This is a genomic window from Streptomyces sp. NPDC049954, from assembly GCF_040656295.1.
In the GTDB taxonomy this organism is placed as follows: domain Bacteria; phylum Actinomycetota; class Actinomycetes; order Streptomycetales; family Streptomycetaceae; genus Streptomyces.
In genome coordinates, this window is sequence record NZ_JBFALS010000002.1 from 472,369 (window position 1) to 493,942 (window position 21,574).

The window sequence follows — 21,574 nt, forward strand, 5'->3', positions numbered from 1 at the left end:
ATTTGTTATGTTGAATTATGTTCGAAGTGTGGCGGCGTGGCGGGCGGGAGCCCGGCCAGGAGGAACGGTTCCGTTGAAAAAGACCTCGACCCGGCTCGCCGACGGCCGGGAACTGATCTACTACGACCTCGACGACACCGCGGGGAAGCTCGTGCGGGACGCGGTGGACCGCCGGCCGCTCGACCCGATCGGCACCGCCTCCGAGGTCCGCGCGGACCCGCTGCTCGGCGACGCGGTGGCCATCGCCTCGCACCGCCAGGGCCGCACCTACCACCCGCCGGCCGACCAGTGCCCGCTGGACCCCACGCGCGGGGAGCGGCTCACCGAGATCCCGGCCTGCGACTACGACGTGGTCGTCTTCGAGAACCGGTTCCCCTCGCTGTCCGGCGACACCGGCCGTTGCGAGGTGGTGTGCTTCACCGCCGACCACGGAGCCTCCTTCGCCGACCTGGACGAACCGCACGCCCGCCTGGTCCTCGACGCCTGGACCGACCGCACCGCGGAACTCGCCCGCCACCCGGCCGTCCGGCAGGTCTACCCCTTCGAGAACCGGGGCGAGGAGATCGGGGTGACCCTCGCCCACCCGCACGGCCAGATCTACGGCTACCCCTTCGCCACGCCGCGCACCGCCCTGATGCTCCGCTCGGCCGCCGCCCACAAGGCCACCACCTCGGGCGGGAACCTCTTCGACCTCGTGGTGGACGGGGAGCGCGCCGCCGGGGAGCGGATCGTGCTGGAGGGCGAGCACTGGACCGCCTTCGTGCCGTTCTCCGCGCACTGGCCCTACGAGGTCCACCTCTACCCGCTGCGCCGGGTCCCCGACCTGACCGCGCTCGACGAGGAGCAGCGCGCCGAGTTCCCCGGGATCTACCTCGAACTGCTGCGCCGCTTCGACCGTCTCTTCGGTCCCGGGGCGGGCCGCACCCCCTACATCTCGGGCTGGCACCAGGCCCCGTTCCTGACGCCCGAGGAGTACGCGGCCTACGGCCCCGGCACGGGCGAGCCGCTCACCCGCGAGGACTTCGCCCTGCACCTGGAGCTGTTCACGATCCGCCGGACCGAGAACAAGCTCAAGTTCCTCGCCGGCTCCGAGTCGGGTATGAACGTCTTCATCAACGACGTGCCGCCCGAGCGTGCGGCCGAGCGACTTCGAGAGGTAGCGAGTTCATGAGCGGCAAGTACCTCGTCACGGGCGGGGCCGGTTACGTCGGCAGCGTCGTGGCGGCCCATCTCCTGGAGGCCGGTCACCGGGTGACCGTCCTCGACGACCTCTCCACCGGCTTTCGCGCGGGCGTGCCCGAGGGCGCCGAGTTCGTCGAGGGCCGCGTCCAGGACGCCGCCCGGTACGTCGACGCGAGCTTCGACGGCGTCCTGCACTTCGCCGCCTCCTCCCAGGTCGGCGAGTCCGTCGAGAAGCCCGAGAAGTACTGGTCGAACAACGTGGGCGGCACCATGGCGCTGCTGTCCGCGATGCGCGAGGCCGGGGTGCGCCGCCTCGTCTTCTCCTCGACCGCCGCGACCTACGGCGAACCGGTGCAGACCCCGATCGTCGAGACCGACCCGACGGTGCCCACCAGCCCGTACGGCAACTCGAAGCTCGCCGTCGACCACATGATCAGCGACGAGTGCCGCGCCCACGGCCTGGCCGCCGTGTCGCTGCGCTACTTCAACGTGGCCGGGGCCTACGGCGCTTACGGCGAGCGGCACACCCCCGAGTCCCACCTCATCCCGCTGGTCCTCCAGGTCGCGCAGGGCCGCCGCGAGTCCATCTCGGTGTACGGGGACGACTACCCGACGCCCGACGGCACCTGCGTACGCGACTACATCCACGTCGCCGACCTCGCCGAGGCCCACCTCCTCGCGCTGACCGCCGCCGCCGCGGGCCACCACCTGATCTGCAACCTCGGCAACGGCGCGGGCTTCTCCGTGCGCGAGGTCATCGACACCGTCCGCCAGGTCACCGGCCACCCCGTGCCGGAGACCGCCGCCCCGCGCCGCGCCGGCGACCCCGCCGTCCTGGTCGCCTCCGCCGAGGCCGCGCACAAGGCGCTCGGCTGGCAGCCCTCGCGCGCCGACCTGAGCGGCATCGTCGCCGACGCCTGGGCCTTCGCGCAGCAGACGGGGGCCGAGGCGTGAGCACACCTGCGGACACCGCGACCGAGGCGGCGCCCGGCGTCGTCAAAGGCTTCCGCGACCTGTACGGCGGCGAGCCGGACGGCGTGTGGGCCGCTCCGGGCCGGGTCAACCTGATCGGCGAGTACACCGACTTCAACGGCGGCTTCGTGATGCCGCTGGCCCTGCCGCACACGGCCGTGGCCGCCGTCCGGACGCGCACCGACGGGGTCCTGCGGGTCAGCTCCGCCGACATCGACGGGCCCGCGCTGCGGCTCGACGCGGCGACCCTCGCCCCCGGCGCCGACACCAGCTGGGCCGCCTACCTCACCGGCGTCGTGTGGGTGCTGCGCCGCTCCGGCTACGACGTCGGCGGCGCGGACATCCACCTCGCCTCGACGGTGCCCACCGGGGCGGGCCTGTCCTCCTCTGCGGCCCTGGAGGTCGTCACCGCCCTCGCCCTCAACGACCTGTTCTCCTTCGGCATCGACCGGCCCGAACTGGCCCGGATCGGGCAGCGCGCGGAGAACGAGTTCGTCGGCGTACCGACCGGGATCATGGACCAGACCGCCTCCGCGTGCTGCGAGGCGGGCCACGTCCTGCACCTGGACACCCGCGACCTGTCGATCCGCCAGGTGCCCTTCGACCTGTCGGCGCACGGCCTCGAACTGCTCGTCTTCGACACCCGCGTCAAGCACGCCCTCGGCGACGGCGCCTACGCGGAACGCCGCGCGGGCTGCGAGGAGGGGGCCCGGATCCTGGGCGTGGAACAGCTGCGCGACGTGCCCTTCGCCGAACTGTCCGCCGCCCTCGGCAAGATCGAGGACGAACGGGTGCGCGGCTACGTCCGGCACGTCGTGAGCGACGACCACCGCGTGGAACTCGTCTCCGCGCTCCTGGACGGGGGCGACGTGCGCGCGGTCGGGCCGGTCCTGACCGACGGCCACCGCTCGCTGCGCGAGGACCTGAAGGTGTCCGCCCCCGAACTCGACCTCGTCGTGGAGTCCGCGAACCGGGCGGGCGCGCTCGGCGCCCGGATGACCGGCGGCGGCTTCGGCGGCTCCGCGATCGTCCTGGTCGACCGGGACCGCGCCGAGGCCGTGACCGAGGCCGTCAAGGCCGACTTCGCGCGCGCCGGACACCGCGAGCCCCGCGTCTTCCCGGCCGTCCCCTCGGCGGGCGCACGCCGGGTGAGCTGACCCGCGGGGCACGCCCCCGACCACCGGGACGCCCCGGGCCCGTCGACCGGCCCGGGGCGTCCCGGCGTATCCGGCCACCCCTGTCACGAACCGGCCATTTACTGTCGTAGCCGGTCCTCTTGGGTCGCCTCGCGCACCATACGGCTCAGCCGTCCCGCACTCCCGTACCAGTTCCGGGAATCCCCTTCCCCCGCGCACCCCCGCCCGTACTCTGAGGAACCAGCGCCGGTGGGGGCCGGCGCCGTTCAGGGGCGAGTGGAGCGGGTGCGGCGCCGGGCGCCGGGGGCGGCAGTGACAGCGCGTCGGCGGCGGCCGGCCCGCGCACGGCGACCCCTCGGCGGGCGCCGCGCCCGCGACCGCCCCGTCCGGGTGATCCCCAGCTCCGCGGAGCGAGGGGAAGGGGGTTTCCGTGGTCCGTATCCGCGTCCTGGTCGTCGACGACCACCGCATCTTCGCCGAGTCGCTCGCCGCCGCGCTCGCGGCCGAACCCGACGTGGACGTCTTCGCCGCGGGCAGCGGTCCCGCCGCGCTGCGCAGCCTGGAGCGGGCCGCCGCCGAGGGCCGCCGCTTCGACGTCCTGCTCGTGGACGCCGACCTCGGCGCGGTCGCGGGCGCCGCCGTCCGCACGCTGCCCGCCCCGCGCGAGTCCGCCGAGGGCGCCCCGGTGGACGGCATAGCGCTGGTCGCGGCGGTCCGCCAGGCCCATCCCGCGGTGCGCCCCGTGGTCCTCGCCGAGAAGGACGACGCGCGCCGCGCCGCGCTCGCCCTCCAGGCCGGGGCCAGCGGCTGGGTCGCCAAGGACTGCTCGCTGTCCCGGCTGCTGACCGTCGTCCGCGGAGTGCTGCGCGACGAGACCCACCTGCCGCCCGCCCTGCTGACCGGGGTCCTGCGCGAGCTGACCACGAGCCGCAAGCACCGCACCGAGAGCGAGCGCCTGGTCGAGTCGCTGACCCCGCGTGAGCGGGAGGTGCTGCGCTGCATGGTCGCGGGCCTGGGCCGCAAGGCCGTCGCCGACCGGCTGTTCCTGTCCCCGCACACCGTGCGCACCCACATGCAGAACGTGCTGGGCAAACTCGGCGTGCACTCGACCCTGGCGGCGGTCGCGCTGGCCCGCCGCGCCGGGGTGGGCCCCGCCGAGCCGGCCGGGGACGTGGTGGAACGGGGTGGCCAGCCGGTGTAGCGGCGTCGCGGGGTCCCGGTGCTGGGCGGCGCTCGCGCGCCGCGCGGGAGTGGGGCCCGCCGAGATCAGCGCCGTCCCGTAGGCCCCGGGACGCCGCCCGCCAGGCGCCGGTCCGTCTTGGCCCGGCTCAGTGGCTGCTGGAGACCTCTGGGCGAAGGCCGGTGCGGCTGGACGGCGGGCGTGGTGCCGGCCGGCGGGCCGGGCCGGCGGTATGGCCGGGAGCGCGGCGGGGGACTCCCCGCAGGCCCTAGCCGGGGATGTTGTCGAACGGGGCGGTCAGCTGGCGTAGCAGCCCCGCGAGGTCCCCGCGCTGGGCGGAGGACAGCTCGGAGAGCAGTGCCCGCTCCTGCTGGAGCAGCCCGGCGAGTGCCGCGTCGGCCCGTTCCCGGCCCTCCGGGGTCAGCCGCACCAGTACCCCGCGCCGGTCGCTGGGATCGGGCAGCCGCTCGACCAGGCCCTTCTTCGCGAGCCTGTCGATCCGGTTGGTCATGGTCCCGGAGGTCACCAGGGTCTGCGTGAGCAACTGCCCGGGGGAGAGCTGATAGGGGTCCCCGGCCCGGCGCAGCGCCGTGAGCACGTCGAACTCCCAGGTCTCCAGCTGATGCTCGGCGAAGGCCAGCCGCCGGGCCCGGTCCAGGTGGCGCGCGAGCCTGCTGACGCGGCTCAGCACCTCCAGCGGTTCCACGTCGAGGTCCGGGCGCTCCCGGCGCCATGCTGCGACCAGCCGATCGACCTCGTCCTCCATGCGGCCAGTGTAGTTGGTCTGTCGACGTGAAGTCTCTTGACGTCGAGACATCCTGGCTTCAAGGTGGTCCCAGGACGCCGCAGCGCCCCGGAACCACAGGAGAGCCATGCCCACCACCGGCCCCACCTGGGACCCCGCCCAGTATCTCCGCCACGCGGACCACCGCGCCCGCCCCTTCCTCGACCTCCTCGCCCGCGTCCCGCGCCCGGACCGGGACGGGCCGCACGTCGTCGACCTCGGCTGCGGTGCCGGGAACCTCACCGCGCTGCTCGCCGAGCACTGGCCGGGCGCCCGCGTCACCGGCCTCGACTCCTCCCCGCACATGCTGGAACGCGCCCGCCGCGACCACGCCGGACCCGCCCCCGGCGGCGGCCGCGTCGACCTCGCGGAGGCCGACGCCACCACCTGGCGCCCCACCGCCCCGCTCGACGTCCTCGTCTCCAACGCGACCCTCCAGTGGGTCCCCGGCCACGCCGACCGCTTCGCCGACTGGACCGCCGCGCTCACCCCCGGCGGTACCTTCGCCTTCCAGGTCCCCGGCAACTTCGACGCCCCCAGCCACGTCCTGATGCGCGAACTCGCCGACAGCCCCCGCTTCCGCCCGCACCTCGACGGGGTCCTGCGCCACGCCGACGCCGTCCTCGAACCCGCCGCCTACCTCGAACGCCTGCTGGCCCTCGGCCTCGACACCGACGTGTGGGAGACCACCTACCTGCACGTCCTCCAAGGCCCCGACCCCGTACTCGACTGGGTCAAGGGCACCGGACTGCGCCCCGTCCTCGACGCCCTCGCCGCACGGCCCGAGCTGCGCGAGGACTTCCTCACCACCTACCGCGAAGCGCTGCGCACCGCCTACCCGGCGGGAGCGCACGGCACCGTCCTGCCCTTTCGCCGGCTCTTCGCCGTAGCCCACCGCCCGAAGGAGACCACCTGATGCTCGCCGCCGTCGACCACGTCCAGCTCGCCGCCCCGCCCGGCAGCGAGGACGCCCTGCGCGCCTACTACACGACCGTCCTCGGCATGACCGAGATCCCCAAGCCGCCCGTACTCGCCGCCCGTGGGGGCTGCTGGTTCCAGGCCGGGCCCGTCCAGCTCCACCTCGGCGTCGAAGACGACTTCCGGCCCGCGCGAAAGGCCCACCCCGGGCTGCGCGTCACCGCCATCGAGGAGTACGCCGCCCGCCTCACCGCTCACGGCGCCCCCGTCACCTGGGACGACAAGCTCCCCGGCCACCGCCGCTTCTACAGCGAGGACCCGGTGGGCAACCGGCTGGAGTTCCTGGAGCCCCTCACAGACGCCGCAGCGCCTCCGGCGTGATGTCCAGGTCGATGTCGAAGGGCACGGTCAGCTTCAGCCGCTCGTGGTGGACGCCGGTCAGCAGGTACGTCTTCGAGACCGGGTCGCGCCCGTAGACCCGCACGACGGGATGACCGCTGCCCTCCGACAACTCCACGAGCCAGAAGTGCTCGACACCGGCCGCCGCGTACTTGCCGGGCTTGGTGTCCTGGTCCCGCGCCTTCGGCTCCCGTCGAGCAACTCGGTGTGCGGCGGGAGGTCCGGCAGCGTGAACAGGTCGTCCACGGTCCATCCGTCCAGGGGCGGCACCGGCCAGCGCGGAGCGGGCGTCGGCTGCGGGTCCGGTTCCTGCTCGGCGAGCGGCTCGGCGGTCATGAGCCTCCCATCGACGACGGTCTGGCCCGGACCGCCCACGGTAGCCCCGGCATCCGCTCACGTCACCGCAAAGGGTGAGGAACCGCCCGGCGATGACGCGCACCGCGCGGACGGCCCCGCCCCTCGGCCCCGGTCCGGGCGGCCCGGCGCCCTCAGCTCTTGCGGTGCCCTATCAGCCTCGGCTTCGGCTCCAGACCGTCCAGACCGTGCCAGGCCAGGTTCACCAGATGCGCGGCGACCTCCGCCTTCTTCGGCCGCCGCACGTCCAGCCACCACTGCCCGGTCAGCGCCACCATCCCCACCAGCGCCTGCGCGTACAGCGGCGCCAGCTTCTGGTCGAAGCCCCGGCTCTTGAACTCCAGGCCCAGGATGTCCTCGACCTGCGTCGCGATGTCACTGATCAGCGAGGCGAAGGTCCCCGTGGACTGGGCGACCGGCGAGTCCCGCACCAGGATGCGGAACCCGTCCGTGTACGTCTCGATGTAGTCCAGCAGAGCGAACGCCGCCTGCTCCAGCAGCTCCCGCGGATGACCCGCCGTCAGCGCCCCCGTCACCATGTCGAGCAACTGCCGCATCTCCCGGTCCACGACCACCGCGTACAGGCCCTCCTTGCCGCCGAAGTGCTCGTACACCACCGGCTTGGAGACCCCGGCCTTCGCCGCGATCTCCTCCACCGACGTGCCCTCGAAACCCCGGGCGGCGAACAGCGTCCGGCCGATGTCCAGCAACTGCTCCCGGCGCTGCGCCCCCGTCATCCGGGTCCGGCGCGCCCGCCGGGGCTTGTCACCGCTGCTGCCTGAGATCGAGTCGGTCGCCACGGGCTCCATCATGCCGGTCCGGAAGCCCGCACCCGGCGCCGGGACCTGATGCGCTCCGCCGAGGGCCAGCGCACGTCGTGCGCCCAGCCCAGCAGCTCGAACCAGCGGATGATCCGCGCCGAGGAGTCCAGCTGCCCCCGCTGCACCCCGTGCCGCGCCGAGGTCGGGTCCGAATGGTGCAGATTGTGCCAGGACTCCCCGCACGACAGGACCGCCAGCCACCACACGTTCCCCGACCGGTCCCGGGACTTGAACGGCCGCTTGCCCACCGCGTGGCAGATCGAGTTGATCGACCAGGTCACGTGGTGCAGCAGCGCCACCCGCACGAGCGAACCCCAGAAGAACCCGGTGAACGCCCCCCACCACGACATCGTCGCCAGCCCGCCGATCAGCGGCGGCAGACCCAGCGACACCACCGTCCACAGCATGAACTGCCGCGACACCGCCCGGATCGCCGGATCCTTCACCAGATCAGGCGCGTACTTCTCCTGCGGAGTCCGCTCCTCGTCGAACATCCAGCCCAGATGCGCCCACCACAAACCCTTCATCAGGGCCGGCAGCGACTCCCCGTACCGCCACGGCGAATGCGGGTCACCCTCCGCGTCGGAGAACTTGTGGTGCTTGCGGTGATCCGCGACCCAGCGCACCACCGGCCCCTCCACGGCCATCGAACCGGCCACCGCCAGCGCGATCCGCAACGGCCGCTTCGCCTTGAACGAGCCGTGCGTGAAATACCGGTGGAAACCGATCGTGATGCCGTGGCAGCCCAGGAAGTAGAAGAAGACCAGCAGGCCCACGTCCAGCCAGCTCAGCCCCCGGCCCCAGGCCAGCGGCACCGCCGCGACCAGCGCCAGGAACGGCACCACGATGAACAACAACAGCGCGATCTGCTCCACGGACCCCTTCCTGTCCCCGCCCAGCGTCGCCGCGGCGGGTCCAGAGACGGCGGCCCCGGACTTCTCTTCGATCACATCCGTCCCCGAGGAAGGGGAGGTGCTCGACGTCATATGCGTCCCTTGAGTGTCGAGGGTGGTGTGGAAAGCCGTACGGCGGGAAGATCCCGTCCCGTAGACCCGTACACGTAGATACGCCCGAGCGACGGCACCCACACGGCACCACGCCCACAGCGAGCCACGCACAGCCGCACCTACGGATACGTAACCTACGGTGACGTAAGTATGGCAGCGCGCGGCCGGACGGCAAGAGGCCGAGCCACCGCGCCGCCGGACCGCCACCTATCCTGGGAACGGTCGGACAGCGCGGTCCGCTCGGAAATCCATCCCCGGGCATACCGCCCGGGTTCCCCTCCGGAACAGCTTCCACACTGCAAGGAGCCGCACCTGTGAGCAGTGCCGACGACCACAGCCTTCCCGCCCCGGCGGCCGGAGCCGAACTGCGCGCCGACATCCGGCGCCTCGGAGACCTCCTCGGCGAGACGCTCGTCCGCCAGGAAGGACCCGAACTCCTCGAACTCGTCGAACGCGTCCGGGCCCTCACCCGCAGCGACGGCGAAGCCGCCGCCCGGCTGCTCGGCGACACCGAACTGGAGACCGCCGCCAAGCTCGTACGCGCCTTCTCCACCTACTTCCACCTCGCCAACATCACCGAGCAGGTGCACCGCGGCCGCGAACTACGCGCCCACCGCGCCAGCGAGGGCAGCCTCCTCGCCCGCACCGCGGACCGCCTCAAGGACGCCGACCCCGAACACCTGCGCGACACCGTCGCCCACCTCAACGTCCGGCCGGTCTTCACCGCCCACCCCACCGAGGCCGCCCGCCGCAGCGTCCTCAACAAGCTGCGCCGCATCGCCGAACTCCTCGAAACCCCCGTCACCGAGGCCGACCGCCGCCGCTACGACGCCCGCCTCGCCGAAAGCATCGACCTCGTCTGGCAGACCGACGAACTGCGCGTCGTGCGCCCCGAACCCGCCGACGAGGCCCGCAACGCCATCTACTACCTCGACGAACTCCACGCCGACGCCGTCGGCGACGTCCTGGAGGACCTCAGCGCCGAACTCGAACGCGTCGGCGTCCGCCTCCCCGAAGGCACCCGCCCCCTCAGCTTCGGCACCTGGATCGGCGGCGACCGCGACGGCAACCCCAACGTCACCCCCGCCGTCACCTGGGACATCCTGATCCTCCAGCACGAACACGGCATCAACGACGCCCTCGACCAGATCGACCACCTGCGCGGACTGCTCTCCCACTCCATCCGCTACACCGGCGTCACCGAAGCCCTCCAGACCTCCCTCGAAGCCGACCTCGAAGCCCTCCCGGAGATCAGCCCCCGCTACAAGCGGCTCAACTCCGAAGAGCCCTACCGCCTCAAGGTCACCTGCATCCGGCAGAAGCTGGAGAACACCAAGACCCGCCTCGCCAAGGGCACCGCCCACCAGCCCGGCCGCGACTACCTCGGCACCGCCGAACTCCTCACCGACCTCACCTGCGTCCAGGAATCCCTGCGCGGACACCGCGGCGCCCTCTTCGCCGACGGCCGCCTCGACCGCATCATCCGCACCCTCGCCGCCTTCGGCCTCCAGCTCGCCACCATGGACGTCCGCGAACACGCCGACGCCCACCACCACGCCCTCGGCCAGCTCTTCGACCGCCTCGGCGAGGAATCCTGGCGCTACGCCGACATGCCCCGCGACCACCGCGGCAAGCTCCTCGCCAAGGAACTCCGCTCCCGCCGCCCCCTCGCCCCCACCCCCGCCCCCCTCGACGCGGCCGGCGAGAAGACCCTCGGCGTCTTCCACACCATCCAGCGCGCCCTCGACGTCTTCGGACCCGAGGTCATCGAGTCCTACATCATCTCCATGTGCCAGGGCGCCGACGACGTCTTCGCCGCCGCCGTACTCGCCCGCGAGGCCGGCCTCATCGACCTCCACTCCGGCTGGGCCAAGATCGGCATCGTCCCGCTCCTGGAAACCACCGACGAACTGCGCGCCGCCGACGTCATCCTCGACGAGATGCTCGCCGACCCCTCCTACCGGCGCCTCGTCTCCCTGCGCGGAGACGTCCAGGAAGTCATGCTCGGCTACTCCGACTCCTCCAAGTTCGGCGGCATCACCACCAGCCAGTGGGAAATCCACCGCGCCCAGCGCCGACTGCGCGACGTCGCCCACCGCTACGGCGTACGCCTGCGCCTCTTCCACGGCCGCGGCGGCACCGTCGGCCGCGGCGGCGGCCCCTCCCACGACGCGATCCTCGCCCAGCCCTGGGGCACCCTCGAAGGCGAGATCAAGGTCACCGAACAGGGCGAGGTCATCTCCGACAAGTACCTCGTCCCCTCCCTCGCCCGCGAGAACCTCGAACTCACCGTCGCCGCGACCCTCCAGGCATCCGCCCTGCACACCGCGCCCCGGCAGTCCGACGAGGCCCTCGCCCGCTGGGACGCCGCCATGGACCTCGTCTCCGACGCCGCCCACGGCGCCTACCGCAAGCTCGTCGAAGACCCCGACCTGCCCGCCTACTTCCTCGCCTCCACCCCCGTCGACCAGCTCGCCGACCTCCACCTCGGCTCCCGCCCCTCCCGCCGCCCCGGCTCCGGCGTCTCCCTCGACGGACTGCGCGCCATCCCCTGGGTGTTCGGCTGGACCCAGTCCCGCCAGATCGTCCCCGGCTGGTACGGCGTCGGCTCAGGACTCAAGGCCCTGCGCGAGGCCGGCCCCGACGCCGTCCTCGACGAGATGCACGAACACTGGCACTTCTTCCGCAACTTCCTGTCCAACGTCGAGATGACCCTCGCCAAGACCGACCTGCGGATCGCCCGCCACTACGTCGACACCCTCGTCCCCGACGAGCTCAAGCACGTCTTCGACGCCATCGTCGCCGAACACGAACTCACCGTCGCCGAAGTCCTGCGCATCACCGGAGGCGAGAAGCCCCTCGACTCCAACAAGCCCCTCCAGCAGACCTTCGGCATCCGCGACGCCTACCTCGACCCCATCTCCTACCTCCAGGTCTCCCTCCTCGCCCGCCAGCGCGCCGAAGCAGCCGCAGGAGCCGAACCCGACCCCACCCTCAGCCGCGCCCTGCTGCTGACCGTCAACGGAGTCGCCGCCGGCCTGCGCAACACCGGCTGACCCACCCACGCCACACACACCAAAGGACCGGCCCCCGCACCTGAACCCAGGTACGGGGGCCGGCCCCATGACGTACACCCGCCAGGAGTTGAACCCTAGGAATTGAACGAGGACTGCGCCCGCTCCAGACCCTCCGACACCAAGGCCTCCACCGCGTCCGCCGCCCGGTCCACGAAGTAGTCCAGCTCCTTGCGCTCCGCCGAGGAGAAGTCCCGCAACACGAAATCCGCGACCTGCATCCGGCCCGGCGGCCGGCCGATCCCGAACCGCACCCGGTGATACGCCGGACCCATCGCCTTCGTCATCGACTTCAGCCCGTTGTGCCCGTTGTCGCCGCCCCCCAGCTTCAGCCGCAACACCCCGTAATCGATGTCCAGCTCGTCGTGGACCGCCACCACATGCGCCGTCGGCACCTTGTAGAAGTCCCGCAGAGCCGTCACCGGACCACCCGACAGGTTCATGTACGACATCGGCTTCACCACCACCACACGGCGGCTCGACAGCCCCGGCGGACCGAACCGGCCCTCCACCACCTGCGCCTGCGCCTTACCGGCCCGCTTGAACTTCCCGCCCATCCGAGCCGCCAGCAGATCCGCCACCATGAACCCGACATTGTGCCGGTTGCCGTCGTACTCGGGACCGGGATTGCCCAGGCCCGCCACCAGCCACGGCGCCGAGGCGTCCTCCTCGGTCGTCGCCATCCGCTCCACACTCCTCACCTCGACCCGACGCCACACCCACCCGGACACCCACGCGCCCGGAACACGAAAACGGGGCGGCGCACCCCACGGCACGCCACCCCGTCACCGGGAACCCGGGGATCAGCCCTCGGCCGACTCACCCTCGGCCGAATCCGCCGGAGCCTCCTCGGCCTGCGCCGACACGACCTGGATGACGACGACGTCGTCCTCCACGCCCAGCGTCGTGCCCTGCGGCAGCGGGATGTCCTTCGCGGTGATCGTCGCACCGGCCTCCAGGCCCGCGATCGAGACGGTGACCGACTCGGGGATGTGCGTCGCCTCGGTCTCCACCGGAAGCGTGTTGAGCAGGTGCTCCAGCAGGAAACCACCCGGGGCCAGCTCGCCCTCGGTCAGCACCGGGATCTCCACCTGGACCTTCTCGCCACTGCGGACCAGCAGCAGGTCCACGTGCTCGATGAAGCCCTTCAGCGCGTCACGCTGCACGGCCTTCGGGATGACCAGCTGGGACTTGCCCTCCAGCTCCACGGCCAGCAGCACGTTCGACGCCTTCAGCGCCATCATCAGGTCGTGACCCGGCAGCGTCACGTGGATCGGGTCGCCACCGTGGCCGTAGACCACACCGGGAACCTTGCTCTCACGACGGATACGACGGGCGGCACCCTTGCCGAACTCGCTACGGGGCTCGACGGCGATCTTGACCTCAGCCATGACGCACTCCTCCTCAACAGACAGACAGTGACGGTCACCCGGCCACGATCGGCCTGCTACGAAGAGCGCGTCGATAACGGACCGCCGGCCCCGAACAGAAACGGGACGGCCTCCCTCGCCGAGCAACTCTTCCGAGTCTACCCGGCGGGGAGGCCGCCCCAGAAATCGATCACCGGACCCCGCCCCGCTCCAAGCGGCCGGGCCCCGAAGACGGGCGGACGGCTCAGGCCGCCGACTCCGCCTCCGTCTCGAACAGGCTCGTCACCGAACCGTCCTCGAACACCTCACGCACCGCACGCGCGATCGTCGGCGCGATCGACAGCACCGTGATCTTGTCCAGCTCCAGCTCACCCGGCGTCGGCAGCGTGTTCGTCAGCACGAACTCACTCACCTTCGAGTTCTTCAGCCGGTCCGCCGCCGGACCCGACAGCACCCCGTGCGTCGCCGTCACTATGACGTCCGCCGCACCGTGCGCGAACAACGCGTCCGCCGCCGCACAGATCGTGCCACCCGTGTCGATCATGTCGTCGACCAGGACACACACCCGGTCCTTCACGTCACCGACCACCTCGTGCACCGTCACCTGATTCGCGACGTCCTTGTCCCGCCGCTTGTGCACGATCGCCAGCGGAGCACCCAGCCGGTCGCACCAACGGTCCGCGACCCGCACCCGGCCCGCGTCCGGCGACACGATCGTCAGCTTCTCCCGGTCCACCTTCGCGCCCACGTAGTCCGCCAGGATCGGCAGCGCGAACAGATGGTCCACCGGACCGTCGAAGAACCCCTGGATCTGATCCGTGTGCAGGTCCACCGTCAGAATCCGGGTCGCACCCGCCGTCTTCAGCAGATCCGCCATCAGCCGCGCCGAGATCGGCTCACGACCACGGTGCTTCTTGTCCTGCCGCGCATAACCGTAGAACGGCACGATCACCGTGATCGAACGCGCCGACGCCCGCTTCAGAGCGTCGATCATGATCAACTGCTCCATGATCCACTTGTTGATCGGAGCGGTGTGGCTCTGGATCAAAAAGCAGTCCGCGCCGCGCGCCGACTCACGGAAACGAACGTAGATCTCGCCATTGGCGAAATCGAAAGCCTTGGTGGGCACTATGCCGACACCGAGCTGGTGCGCCACCTCAGCCGCCAGTTCAGGGTGGGCGCGGCCGGTGAAGAACATCAGCTTCTTCTCGCCGGTCGTCTTGATCCCGGTCACAGCACTTGTCTCCTCAGACGAGTTCTACCTGCTGCTGCACCCGCATAGCCCAGACACATCAAGACACCCAGAACCAACGAGCCAGCCGAATCGCGTGCATCTATCACGGTACGCCGTGACAGACGCACCTGTTTTCGGTCAGCTTTCGCCCTCCGACCTCCCGGTGGCCTCCTCGGCCGCCCGCGCGGCCGCGCTGCCCGGACGCTTACGGGCCACCCAACCCTCGATATTCCGCTGCTGCCCACGGGCCACGGCCAGCGAACCCGCCGGAACATCCTTCGTGATCACCGAACCCGCGGCCGTGTACACCCCGTCCCCGATCGTGACCGGAGCCACAAACATATTGTCCGAACCGGTACGGCAATGAGAGCCGATCGTCGTGTGGTGCTTGTGCACACCGTCGTAGTTCACGAACACACTCGCCGCCCCGATGTTCGAGTGCTCACCGATCGTCGCGTCCCCCACGTACGACAGATGCGGAACCTTCGTCCCCGCCCCCACCGTCGCGTTCTTCATCTCCACGTACGTACCCGCCTTCGCCCCCACACCCAGCCGCGTACCCGGACGCAGATACGCGAACGGCCCCACCGACGCCTCGGCCCCGATCTCCGCCCCCAGCGCCACCGTGTTGTCCACCCGTGCCCCCGCACCCACCGACGTGTCCGTCAACCGCGTGTGCGGACCCACCTCCGCGCCCTCCGCCACATGCGTCGCCCCCAGCAACTGCGTCCCCGGATGCACCAGCACGTCCCGCTCGAAAGTCACCGACACGTCCAGATACGTCGTCGCCGGATCCAGCACCGTCACCCCCGACAACATCGCCCGCTCCACCAGCCGCTCGTTCAGCGAACGACCCGCCTGCGCGAGCTGCACCCGGTTGTTGATCCCCGCGATCTCCCGGTGGTCCACCGCCACCGAAGCCCCCACCCGATGACCCGCCGCACGCAGAATCCCCAGCACGTCCGTCAGGTACTCCTCCCCCTGACTGTTGTCGCTGCGCACCTTCCCCAGCGCCTCGGCCAGCAGCTTCCCGTCGAACGCGAACACCCCGGAATTGATCTCCCGGATCGACAGCTGCTCCTGCGAGGCGTCCTTGTGCTCCACGATCGCCCGCACCGCACCGGAACCGGGCTCCCGCACGATCCGCCCGTAGCCCGTCGCGTCCGGCACCTCGGCCGTCAGCACCGTCACCGCGTTGCCGTCCGCCCCGTGCGTCGCCGACAGCGCCCGCAGGGTCTCGCCGGTCAGCAGCGGAGTGTCCCCGCACACCACGACCACCGTGCCCTCGACCGGGCCCAGCGCCGCCAGACCGGTCCGCACGGCGTGCCCGGTGCCCCGCTGCTCCTCCTGGACGGCGGTACGCGCCGCCGGGTCCACCTCGGCCACGTGCGCGGCCACCTGCTCACGGGCGTGGCCGACCACGACGACCAGTTCGCGCGGGTCCAGTTCACGGGCGGCGGCGAGCACGTGCCCCACGAGTGAGCGGCCGCTGAGCTGGTGCAGGACCTTCGGGGTGGCCGACTTCATGCGGGTTCCGCCCCCCGCGGCCAGGACGACGACGGCGGCCGGCGAGGCGTCCCCCGCGCCGGCGGAGCCGAGATTCGAAGAAGGAGTGGCGCTCACGGGACTGCCCTTCGGCTGCGGGTGCGACGGGGAAATGTCACCTGGAGGATACCGGGGCGCGACGGGCCGGACACGAAGAAGGGTCCTGACCTGGAGGTCAGGACCCGAACGTGGGTGGGCTCCCCTGCCAGGACTCGAACCTGGAACAAAGCATCCAAAGTGCCTCGTGTTGCCTATTACACCACAGGGGAGGGCAAGCCGGGCTAATCGGACATTTCATCAGCCGACCTGTGCGCGGCACCTACTATGCCGCACCATGCCCCTTCGATGCGACGGTACAGCTCGGCGCTCTGGAGAACCTTGATCACGAGGCATCCCCGGTACTCCTCCCCGGTGTTCTTCCGTTTCGTCTTGGGGTTGTGCTTCTTCAGCACCGTCTTGTTGAAGGTCGTGGCCGGTGCTCCGACGAGTTCGGCCCAGTAGTTCTCCGCGCCGGCCACGTCCGCCGTCTCATGGATCATCACCGAGCAGCGAATGCGCTGACGGTCCACCTCCATCAGGTCGAGCCAGGCGAGAAAGGTCAGGATCACTCCCGGGTCGCTGTTGATGAACGCGACCGTCTCCCTCCGGGCGTGCGGCTTGTCCTTGGTGCCTTCCGCCCAGTACAGGGCCACGCCGACGAGGAAGAGTTCGCGATCGGTGAGCTCGCCGACCGAGCGCTCGGCCTCGCCCTTCGTCTCCTGGCGCCTGCGGTCCTGGGCCTCCCGGTGGAATCGCAGCCCCTCCCGCATCAGCTCCATCTGCTCCTCCCGCGTATAGCGCGGTTCCGGTTTCGGCAGGTCGCGGACCCACAGGGAGACGGAACTCTTCGAGCAGCCGAGTTCGGCCTGGATGCGGTCGTAGGTCCAGCCCTGTGCGCGCAGTTCGCGGGCGCGGGCGCGCAGCTCGTCCTTGGCGTTGGGCCTGGTGGTCCACTCCGGGGCGGGTTCTCCGGCGAGGAGGCGGTTGAGAAGGTCGTTGTTGCCGATGTGGAGGCTGTCGCGGATCTGACGGCGGCTGAGGCCCTGCCGGCGCAGGCCGAGGGCTTGTTCGCGCAGGGTCTCGAAGTGGCGCTGGGTGTCTTCCATGGAGGGCATGGGGGCAGCTTTGTCAGGTTGGGGCGCTGTTCGTCCCCAAACCGGTGGACGTTCACTTGTTCGAGTGAAGAGGGGTGTCGTGCCGGGGTGCGGGCGCGGTGTGTGCTCCCGCACTCCCCGGGAAAACGGAGGGGGGCGCCCGTACGCTGGGGCCATGACCACGACGGGGGAAGAGCACCGGGCGGCCGGGGGGCCGTGGTGGTGGACGAGGTGGCGGAGTTTCGTCCTGGACGTGCTGCTGGCCGTGTTGTCGGCCGGTGAGTGTGTTGTCGAGGGCGGGGCCTTCGCGGAGCGGACCGGGCTCGGCTGGTGGCCGGGGGCGGTGTTCGGCCTGGTGACGGGTGCGGTGCTGCTGTTGCGTCGGCGGTGGCCGGTCGCGGTGGTGCTGGTCGCGCTGGCGGTGACGCCGGCCGAGATGGGCATGGTGCTGGGCTTCGTGGGTCTGTACTCGCTGGCGGCCTCGGAGCTGCCGCGGCGGATCACGGTGTTGCTGACGGGGATGTCGCTGGCCGGGACGCTGGTCGTGATGCTGGTGCGTACGCAGCAGCACGTGGAGAGCGGCGCCCGGGTGTCGAGTGTGTGGTTCGCGCCGCTGATGGCGGTGCTGACGGCGTTGGGGCTGACGGCTCCGCCGGTGTTGCTCGGCCTGTACGTGGGGGCGCGGCGGCGGCTCATGGAGAGTCTGCGGGAGCGGGCGGACAGCCTGGAGCGTGAGTTGCAGTTGCTCGCGGAGCGGGCCGAGGAGCGGGCGGAGTGGGCGCGGGGTGAGGAGCGGCGGCGGATCGCGCGGGAGATGCATGACGTGGTGGCGCACCGGGTGAGTCTGATGGTGGTGCATGCGGCGGCTCTGCAGGCGATCGCGGTGAAGGATCCGCAGAAGGCGGTGCGGAATGCGGCGCTGGTGGGGGACATGGGGCGTCAGGCGTTGACGGAGTTGCGGGAGATGCTCGGGGTGTTGCGGTCGGGGGACGGTGGTGCGGGGGTGTCCTCGGGGGCCGGGTCGTCGTCGGAGGGTGGGGCCGCGGGTGGTGGGCCGGGTGCGCGGGAGCGTGGCCGGGGTGCGCTGCCGGGTCAGGCCGGGGGGTCGGGGGTTCCTCGTTCGGATGCGGTGGACCGGGCGGCCGCGGGGGCGGTGGCCGGGGTGGTTGACGGTGTGGCGGCGGGTGGTTCGTCGGCCGGTGGTGCGGGGCGGGCCCGGGTCTCCGCGGGTGTGTCCGGTGCGGGTGTGGCGGGGGTGTCCGCGGGGGCGGTGGCCTCCCCGGTGGTGTCCGGGGGTGTGGAGGGGCTGCTGGGTGCGGTGTCCTCGGGTGCGGCGGCGGTGGGGGTGGCCGCGGTGCGGGCGGAGGAGGGGCCGTCTCTGGGGGAGCTGGAGGAGTTGGTCGGGCAGTCGCGGGCGGCGGGGATGGCGGTGGAGTTCTCGGTGGAGGGGGCGCCGCGGGCGTACGGCGCTTCGGTGGAGCGGACCGCGTACCGGGTGGTGCAGGAGGCGTTGACGAACGCGCACAAGCATGCGGCGGGTGCGCCGACGCGGGTGCGGGTGGCGCGGCGGGAGGGGGAGCTGGCGATGCAGGTGGAGAACGGGGCTCCGCCGGCGGGGGGTGTCGACGCGGGTCTGCCGAGTGGGGGCAATGGTCTGGTGGGGATGCGGGAGCGGGTGCTGGCGCTCGGGGGTGTGTTCGTGGCGGGTGCGACGGACGCGGGTGGTTTCCGGGTGTCGGCCGTGTTGCCGGCGGCCGCGGTGGCCGGCGCGGAGTAGCGGAGTTCTGGCTCTCCGGCGTCTGCGGGTCGGCTGTTCGGGGTCGGCTGCTGGGGGTGTGGCGTGGCCTTGGTGGGTCAGTCCTCGGGTTCCGTCGTGAGTCTGGTGGGTGTGGCTCCGGTGAGCAGGGCGGTGAGGCCCTGGTCGATGTCGGCGCCGAGGTGCCAGTCGCCGGTGTGGTCGAGGGCGTAGACGCGGCCGTCGGTGTCGATGGCGAGGGCGGCGTGGGTGGTGGTTTCCAGGCCGAGGGGGCACAGCTCGGTGCCGAGGGCGCGGCCGAGGTCGCCGAGGGTGCGGGCGAGGTGGAGGCCGTGCAGGGGGTCGAGGTCGAGTGCGGTGGGGGCGAGGTTGCGGCCGTGTGTGGTGGGGGTGGGGCGCAGTCCGCCGAATTCGGCCCAGGCTTCGACGGCGGCGGGGGAGACGGTGTGGCGGTGTCCGGCGGGGGAGGTGTGGGCGCGCAGGGTGTCGGCCCAGATCTCGGCCTGGGCCATGTCCCAGCGGCCGGGGGTCCAGCCGGCGGCGCGGAGGGCGGCGTCGACGGTGGCGGGGAAGCGGGTGCTGGGCCCGGAGGTGTCGGCGAGGGCCGGGTCGAGGGGGAGGGCTGGGGTGTCCATGGCGTCGGGGGTGTCAGTCCTGGTCGGTGGTGGGGTCGATGACGTGTACGCCGAAGTGGTCGGCGAGCGCGGTGCAGGAGCGGCAGGGTGGGGCGAAGGCGCCGTGCAGGGGGTCGCCGTCCTCGCGGATGTGCCGGGTGGTGAGTTTGGCGTGTTTGAGGCTTTTGCGGGCTTCGCCGGTGGTCATGGCGCGGCGGGCGGCGCGTCTGGATTTGGCGGTGCGGGCGGTGTCGGCCTCGGTGAGGTGGCGGGAGATGAGGGCGGCTTCGGCGCAGCGGCCGGTGAACCGTTCCCGCTGGGTGCTGGTGAGGGTGGAGAGGAAGTCCTGGACGAGGGGGTGGAGGGCGGGGGGCTGGTCGGCGCGGGCTCCGGTGGCGGTGAGGGTGGTGCCGCGTACGGAGAGGGCGGCGGCGACGGCGGGCAGTATGCCGTCGCGGCGGTGGCGCAGGGTGGGGGGCCGGCTGCCGTCGGCGCTCCAGTCGACGCGGGGGTCGGTGTCGCCGAGGCGGGTGGGGCGGGCCGTGGCGGGTGCGGCGCCGGCGGTGGGTGCGGGGGCGCCGGGTGCGGGCGGGGTGGGTCTGTGGGGGCCGGCGGTCTGGGCGGCACGGGGTGTGGCGGGGTGCGGCGGGGCGGTGCGCGGGTCGGTCGGTGCGGGGCGCGGGGTGCCGTCCGGTGCGGGTGGGCCCGGGTGTGCGGAGGTGAAGGTGGCTGGTCCGGGGCGTGGCGTGGTGTCCGTGGGCCTGCCGGTGCTGACGGCCGCTGGGCCGGGTTGTGCGGTGTGCATGGTGGTGCTTCCCCTCCGTACCTTCCCCCGTGTCGTTCTCCGGGACGGGTCCGGGAGAACTCTGACAGCCTGCCAAACGGTGGGGCCTGGGGCGACATCCGGGGCCCGCGGCCGGGGGTACAGCTTTTCATGGTCACTGCGCGGTGTCGGCTGGTCACGCAGGCGATGGCCCGGTGACCTGTGGAGGGTGACCGCATAGGCTGTGCCGACCGCCTTCCGCCGCGGAGGGTGTGTCCGCCGGGTTCGTGACAGCGAGGGTGCAGGGGGCTACCGCCATGACGACAGGTCGGCTCGGGCAGGGGGTGCCGTCCTCGGGCTCCCAGGACGGGGGGCGTGGCGCGCCGCCCAACGCGGCCTACGCGGGGCAGCTCGTGCAGTTTCCGGATCCGGTGCGGGCGGGGCGGCATCCTCGGGGTGTCGCGGTCGACGCGTCGGGTTTCCCGGTGTTCGGTCCGTACGCGCGTGCGGCGGTGGAGATCGAGGAGCCGCCGGCGGGTTTCGGTGTGGACGAGTTGCGGCTGACGGACTACGTGTCGGCGAACGCGGCGATGTCGGCGGCGGGGCATGCGCTGTGGGACACCTTGGGGCCGGTGGCGACGCCGCACGGCTGGACGTGGCATCACGTGGCCGGGGGGCGCCGTCTTGAGCTGGTGCCGGTCGAGGTGAAGGCCCTGTTGCGGCATCACGGGGGTCTGGCGACGGCGGCGGTGGACCACGGGCGGCGGGGTACGCGTCCGCTGCGGGAGACGCGGCCGGCGCATTTCGCGTTGCCGAAGAGCCTGGTGTCGGTGACGGAGCAGCAGGTCGTGGCGGTCGAGGAGGAGCTGGGGTACCGGCTGCCGGGCGCGTACCGGTCGTTTCTGAAGGCGGCGGGTGGTTGTGCTCCGGTGGGGGTGGCGCTCGACGCGGAGCTGGGTCTGCTGGTGGATCAGCCGTTTTTCACGGTGCGGGACTCGGCGGACATAAACGACCTGGTGTACGTCAACAAGTGTCTGCGGGACCATCTGACGAAGGACTTCCTGGGCGTGGCGTTCGTGCAGGGTGGTCTGCTCGCGGTGAAGGTGCGCGGGGAGGGGCTGGGGTCGGTGTGGTTCTGCGCGTATGACGACGTGCGGGACCGGGACGGGCTCTCGGTGCAGGAGCGCGTGCGTGACCTGCTGTTTCCCTGCGGGGAGGATTTCGACGTGTTCCTGGCCCGGCTCGCGGGCAACCCGCCGGAGCTGGAGACCGTGGCGAATCTGATGGTGGACGGCGGCTTCGCGTACGCCGTCCCGGTGGAGGAGTGAGCGC

At 71.8% G+C, this 21,574-nt stretch carries 19 protein-coding genes, 1 tRNA gene and 1 pseudogene; 9 read left to right on the forward strand and 12 right to left on the reverse strand.

Translation table 11 applies throughout. The features are described from left to right. The first annotated feature begins 73 nt into the window (after positions 1 to 73). The 4 genes from galT to AB0J21_RS05600 all read left to right on the forward strand — a co-directional run bounded on the left by galT (position 74) and on the right by AB0J21_RS05600 (position 4,491). Positions 74 to 1,171 (forward strand): galactose-1-phosphate uridylyltransferase, encoded by a 1,098-nt coding sequence (gene galT / locus AB0J21_RS05585; RefSeq protein WP_363144513.1) that lies wholly within the window; start codon positions 74 to 76, stop codon positions 1,169 to 1,171. After that, entirely contained in the window at positions 1,168 to 2,136 is a 969-nt protein-coding gene (galE, locus tag AB0J21_RS05590; RefSeq protein WP_363144514.1) for a UDP-glucose 4-epimerase GalE, read from the forward strand. Before galT ends, galE begins: the two co-directional genes overlap by 4 nt. Next, positions 2,133 to 3,311 (forward strand): galactokinase, encoded by a 1,179-nt coding sequence (gene galK, locus AB0J21_RS05595; RefSeq protein WP_363144515.1) that lies wholly within the window; start codon positions 2,133 to 2,135, stop codon positions 3,309 to 3,311. Before galE ends, galK begins: the two co-directional genes overlap by 4 nt. A 409-nt stretch (positions 3,312 to 3,720) precedes the next feature. After that, on the forward strand, positions 3,721 to 4,491 hold the full coding sequence (locus AB0J21_RS05600) for a response regulator transcription factor (RefSeq protein ID WP_363144516.1): 771 nt from the start codon (positions 3,721 to 3,723) through the stop codon (positions 4,489 to 4,491). 247 nt (positions 4,492 to 4,738) lie between these two features. Here the strand turns inward: AB0J21_RS05600 and AB0J21_RS05605 are convergent, their stop codons facing one another. After that, entirely contained in the window at positions 4,739 to 5,236 is a 498-nt protein-coding gene (locus AB0J21_RS05605) for a MarR family transcriptional regulator (RefSeq protein ID WP_363144517.1), read from the reverse strand. A gap of 106 nt (positions 5,237 to 5,342) precedes the next feature. On the opposite strand from AB0J21_RS05605, the gene AB0J21_RS05610 reads away from it, so the two are divergent. Further along, on the forward strand, positions 5,343 to 6,170 hold the full coding sequence (locus AB0J21_RS05610) for a trans-aconitate 2-methyltransferase (RefSeq protein WP_363144518.1): 828 nt from the start codon (positions 5,343 to 5,345) through the stop codon (positions 6,168 to 6,170). Next, on the forward strand, positions 6,170 to 6,553 hold the full coding sequence (locus AB0J21_RS05615) for a VOC family protein (RefSeq protein ID WP_363144519.1): 384 nt from the start codon (positions 6,170 to 6,172) through the stop codon (positions 6,551 to 6,553). Before AB0J21_RS05610 ends, AB0J21_RS05615 begins: the two co-directional genes overlap by 1 nt. On the opposite strand, the pseudogene AB0J21_RS05620 reads toward AB0J21_RS05615, so the two are convergent. From AB0J21_RS05620 to AB0J21_RS05630, 3 genes and pseudogenes are all read right to left on the reverse strand, one after another. Then, positions 6,525 to 6,907, reverse strand: a pseudogene (locus AB0J21_RS05620) (hypothetical protein). The gene AB0J21_RS05615 and the pseudogene AB0J21_RS05620 overlap by 29 nt on opposite strands. Positions 6,908 to 7,059: 152 nt before the next feature. Continuing rightward, positions 7,060 to 7,737: a TetR/AcrR family transcriptional regulator gene (locus AB0J21_RS05625; RefSeq protein WP_363144520.1), complete on the reverse strand. Its 678-nt coding sequence runs from the start codon at positions 7,735 to 7,737 to the stop codon at positions 7,060 to 7,062. Continuing rightward, positions 7,734 to 8,732, reverse strand: a complete 999-nt coding sequence (locus AB0J21_RS05630; RefSeq protein WP_363144521.1) for a fatty acid desaturase — start codon at positions 8,730 to 8,732, stop codon at positions 7,734 to 7,736. Before AB0J21_RS05630 ends, AB0J21_RS05625 begins: the two co-directional genes overlap by 4 nt. 335 nt (positions 8,733 to 9,067) lie before the next feature. Here AB0J21_RS05630 and ppc point away from each other — a divergent pair, with 335 nt between their 5' ends. Next, entirely contained in the window at positions 9,068 to 11,809 is a 2,742-nt protein-coding gene (gene ppc, locus AB0J21_RS05635) for a phosphoenolpyruvate carboxylase (protein ID WP_363144522.1), read from the forward strand. 95 nt (positions 11,810 to 11,904) lie between these two features. Here the strand turns inward: ppc and pth are convergent, their stop codons facing one another. From pth to AB0J21_RS05665, 6 genes are all read right to left on the reverse strand, one after another. After that, positions 11,905 to 12,510: an aminoacyl-tRNA hydrolase gene (gene pth, locus AB0J21_RS05640; protein WP_363144523.1), complete on the reverse strand. Its 606-nt coding sequence runs from the start codon at positions 12,508 to 12,510 to the stop codon at positions 11,905 to 11,907. 120 nt (positions 12,511 to 12,630) lie between these two features. Further along, on the reverse strand, positions 12,631 to 13,218 hold the full coding sequence (locus tag AB0J21_RS05645; protein WP_363144524.1) for a 50S ribosomal protein L25/general stress protein Ctc: 588 nt from the start codon (positions 13,216 to 13,218) through the stop codon (positions 12,631 to 12,633). A gap of 223 nt (positions 13,219 to 13,441) precedes the next feature. Further along, positions 13,442 to 14,431: a ribose-phosphate diphosphokinase gene (locus AB0J21_RS05650; RefSeq protein ID WP_363144525.1), complete on the reverse strand. Its 990-nt coding sequence runs from the start codon at positions 14,429 to 14,431 to the stop codon at positions 13,442 to 13,444. Between the two features lie 138 nt (positions 14,432 to 14,569). Beyond that, positions 14,570 to 16,054 (reverse strand): bifunctional UDP-N-acetylglucosamine diphosphorylase/glucosamine-1-phosphate N-acetyltransferase GlmU, encoded by a 1,485-nt coding sequence (gene glmU / locus AB0J21_RS05655; protein WP_363144526.1) that lies wholly within the window; start codon positions 16,052 to 16,054, stop codon positions 14,570 to 14,572. A gap of 119 nt (positions 16,055 to 16,173) precedes the next feature. Continuing rightward, positions 16,174 to 16,245, reverse strand: a tRNA-Gln gene (locus tag AB0J21_RS05660). 12 nt (positions 16,246 to 16,257) lie between these two features. Next, entirely contained in the window at positions 16,258 to 17,130 is an 873-nt protein-coding gene (locus AB0J21_RS05665; RefSeq protein WP_363144527.1) for a helix-turn-helix domain-containing protein, read from the reverse strand. A gap of 154 nt (positions 17,131 to 17,284) precedes the next feature. Here AB0J21_RS05665 and AB0J21_RS05670 point away from each other — a divergent pair, with 154 nt between their 5' ends. After that, the gene (locus AB0J21_RS05670) at positions 17,285 to 18,886 is read left to right on the forward strand and encodes a histidine kinase (protein WP_363144528.1); all 1,602 of its coding nucleotides are present in this window, start codon (positions 17,285 to 17,287) and stop codon (positions 18,884 to 18,886) included. 77 nt (positions 18,887 to 18,963) lie between these two features. Here the strand turns inward: AB0J21_RS05670 and AB0J21_RS05675 are convergent, their stop codons facing one another. Both AB0J21_RS05675 and AB0J21_RS05680 read right to left on the reverse strand, forming a co-directional pair. Next, complete coding sequence (locus AB0J21_RS05675; protein ID WP_363144529.1) at positions 18,964 to 19,500, reverse strand: SUKH-3 domain-containing protein; 537 nt, start codon at positions 19,498 to 19,500, stop codon at positions 18,964 to 18,966. A 13-nt stretch (positions 19,501 to 19,513) separates the two neighbouring features. Next, positions 19,514 to 19,948, reverse strand: coding sequence for a YwqJ-related putative deaminase (locus tag AB0J21_RS05680; protein WP_363144708.1), 435 nt, complete (start codon positions 19,946 to 19,948; stop codon positions 19,514 to 19,516). Between the two features lie 611 nt (positions 19,949 to 20,559). On the opposite strand from AB0J21_RS05680, the gene AB0J21_RS05685 reads away from it, so the two are divergent. Continuing rightward, on the forward strand, positions 20,560 to 21,570 hold the full coding sequence (locus AB0J21_RS05685) for an SMI1/KNR4 family protein (RefSeq protein ID WP_363144709.1): 1,011 nt from the start codon (positions 20,560 to 20,562) through the stop codon (positions 21,568 to 21,570). Positions 21,571 to 21,574: the final 4 nt, after the last annotated feature.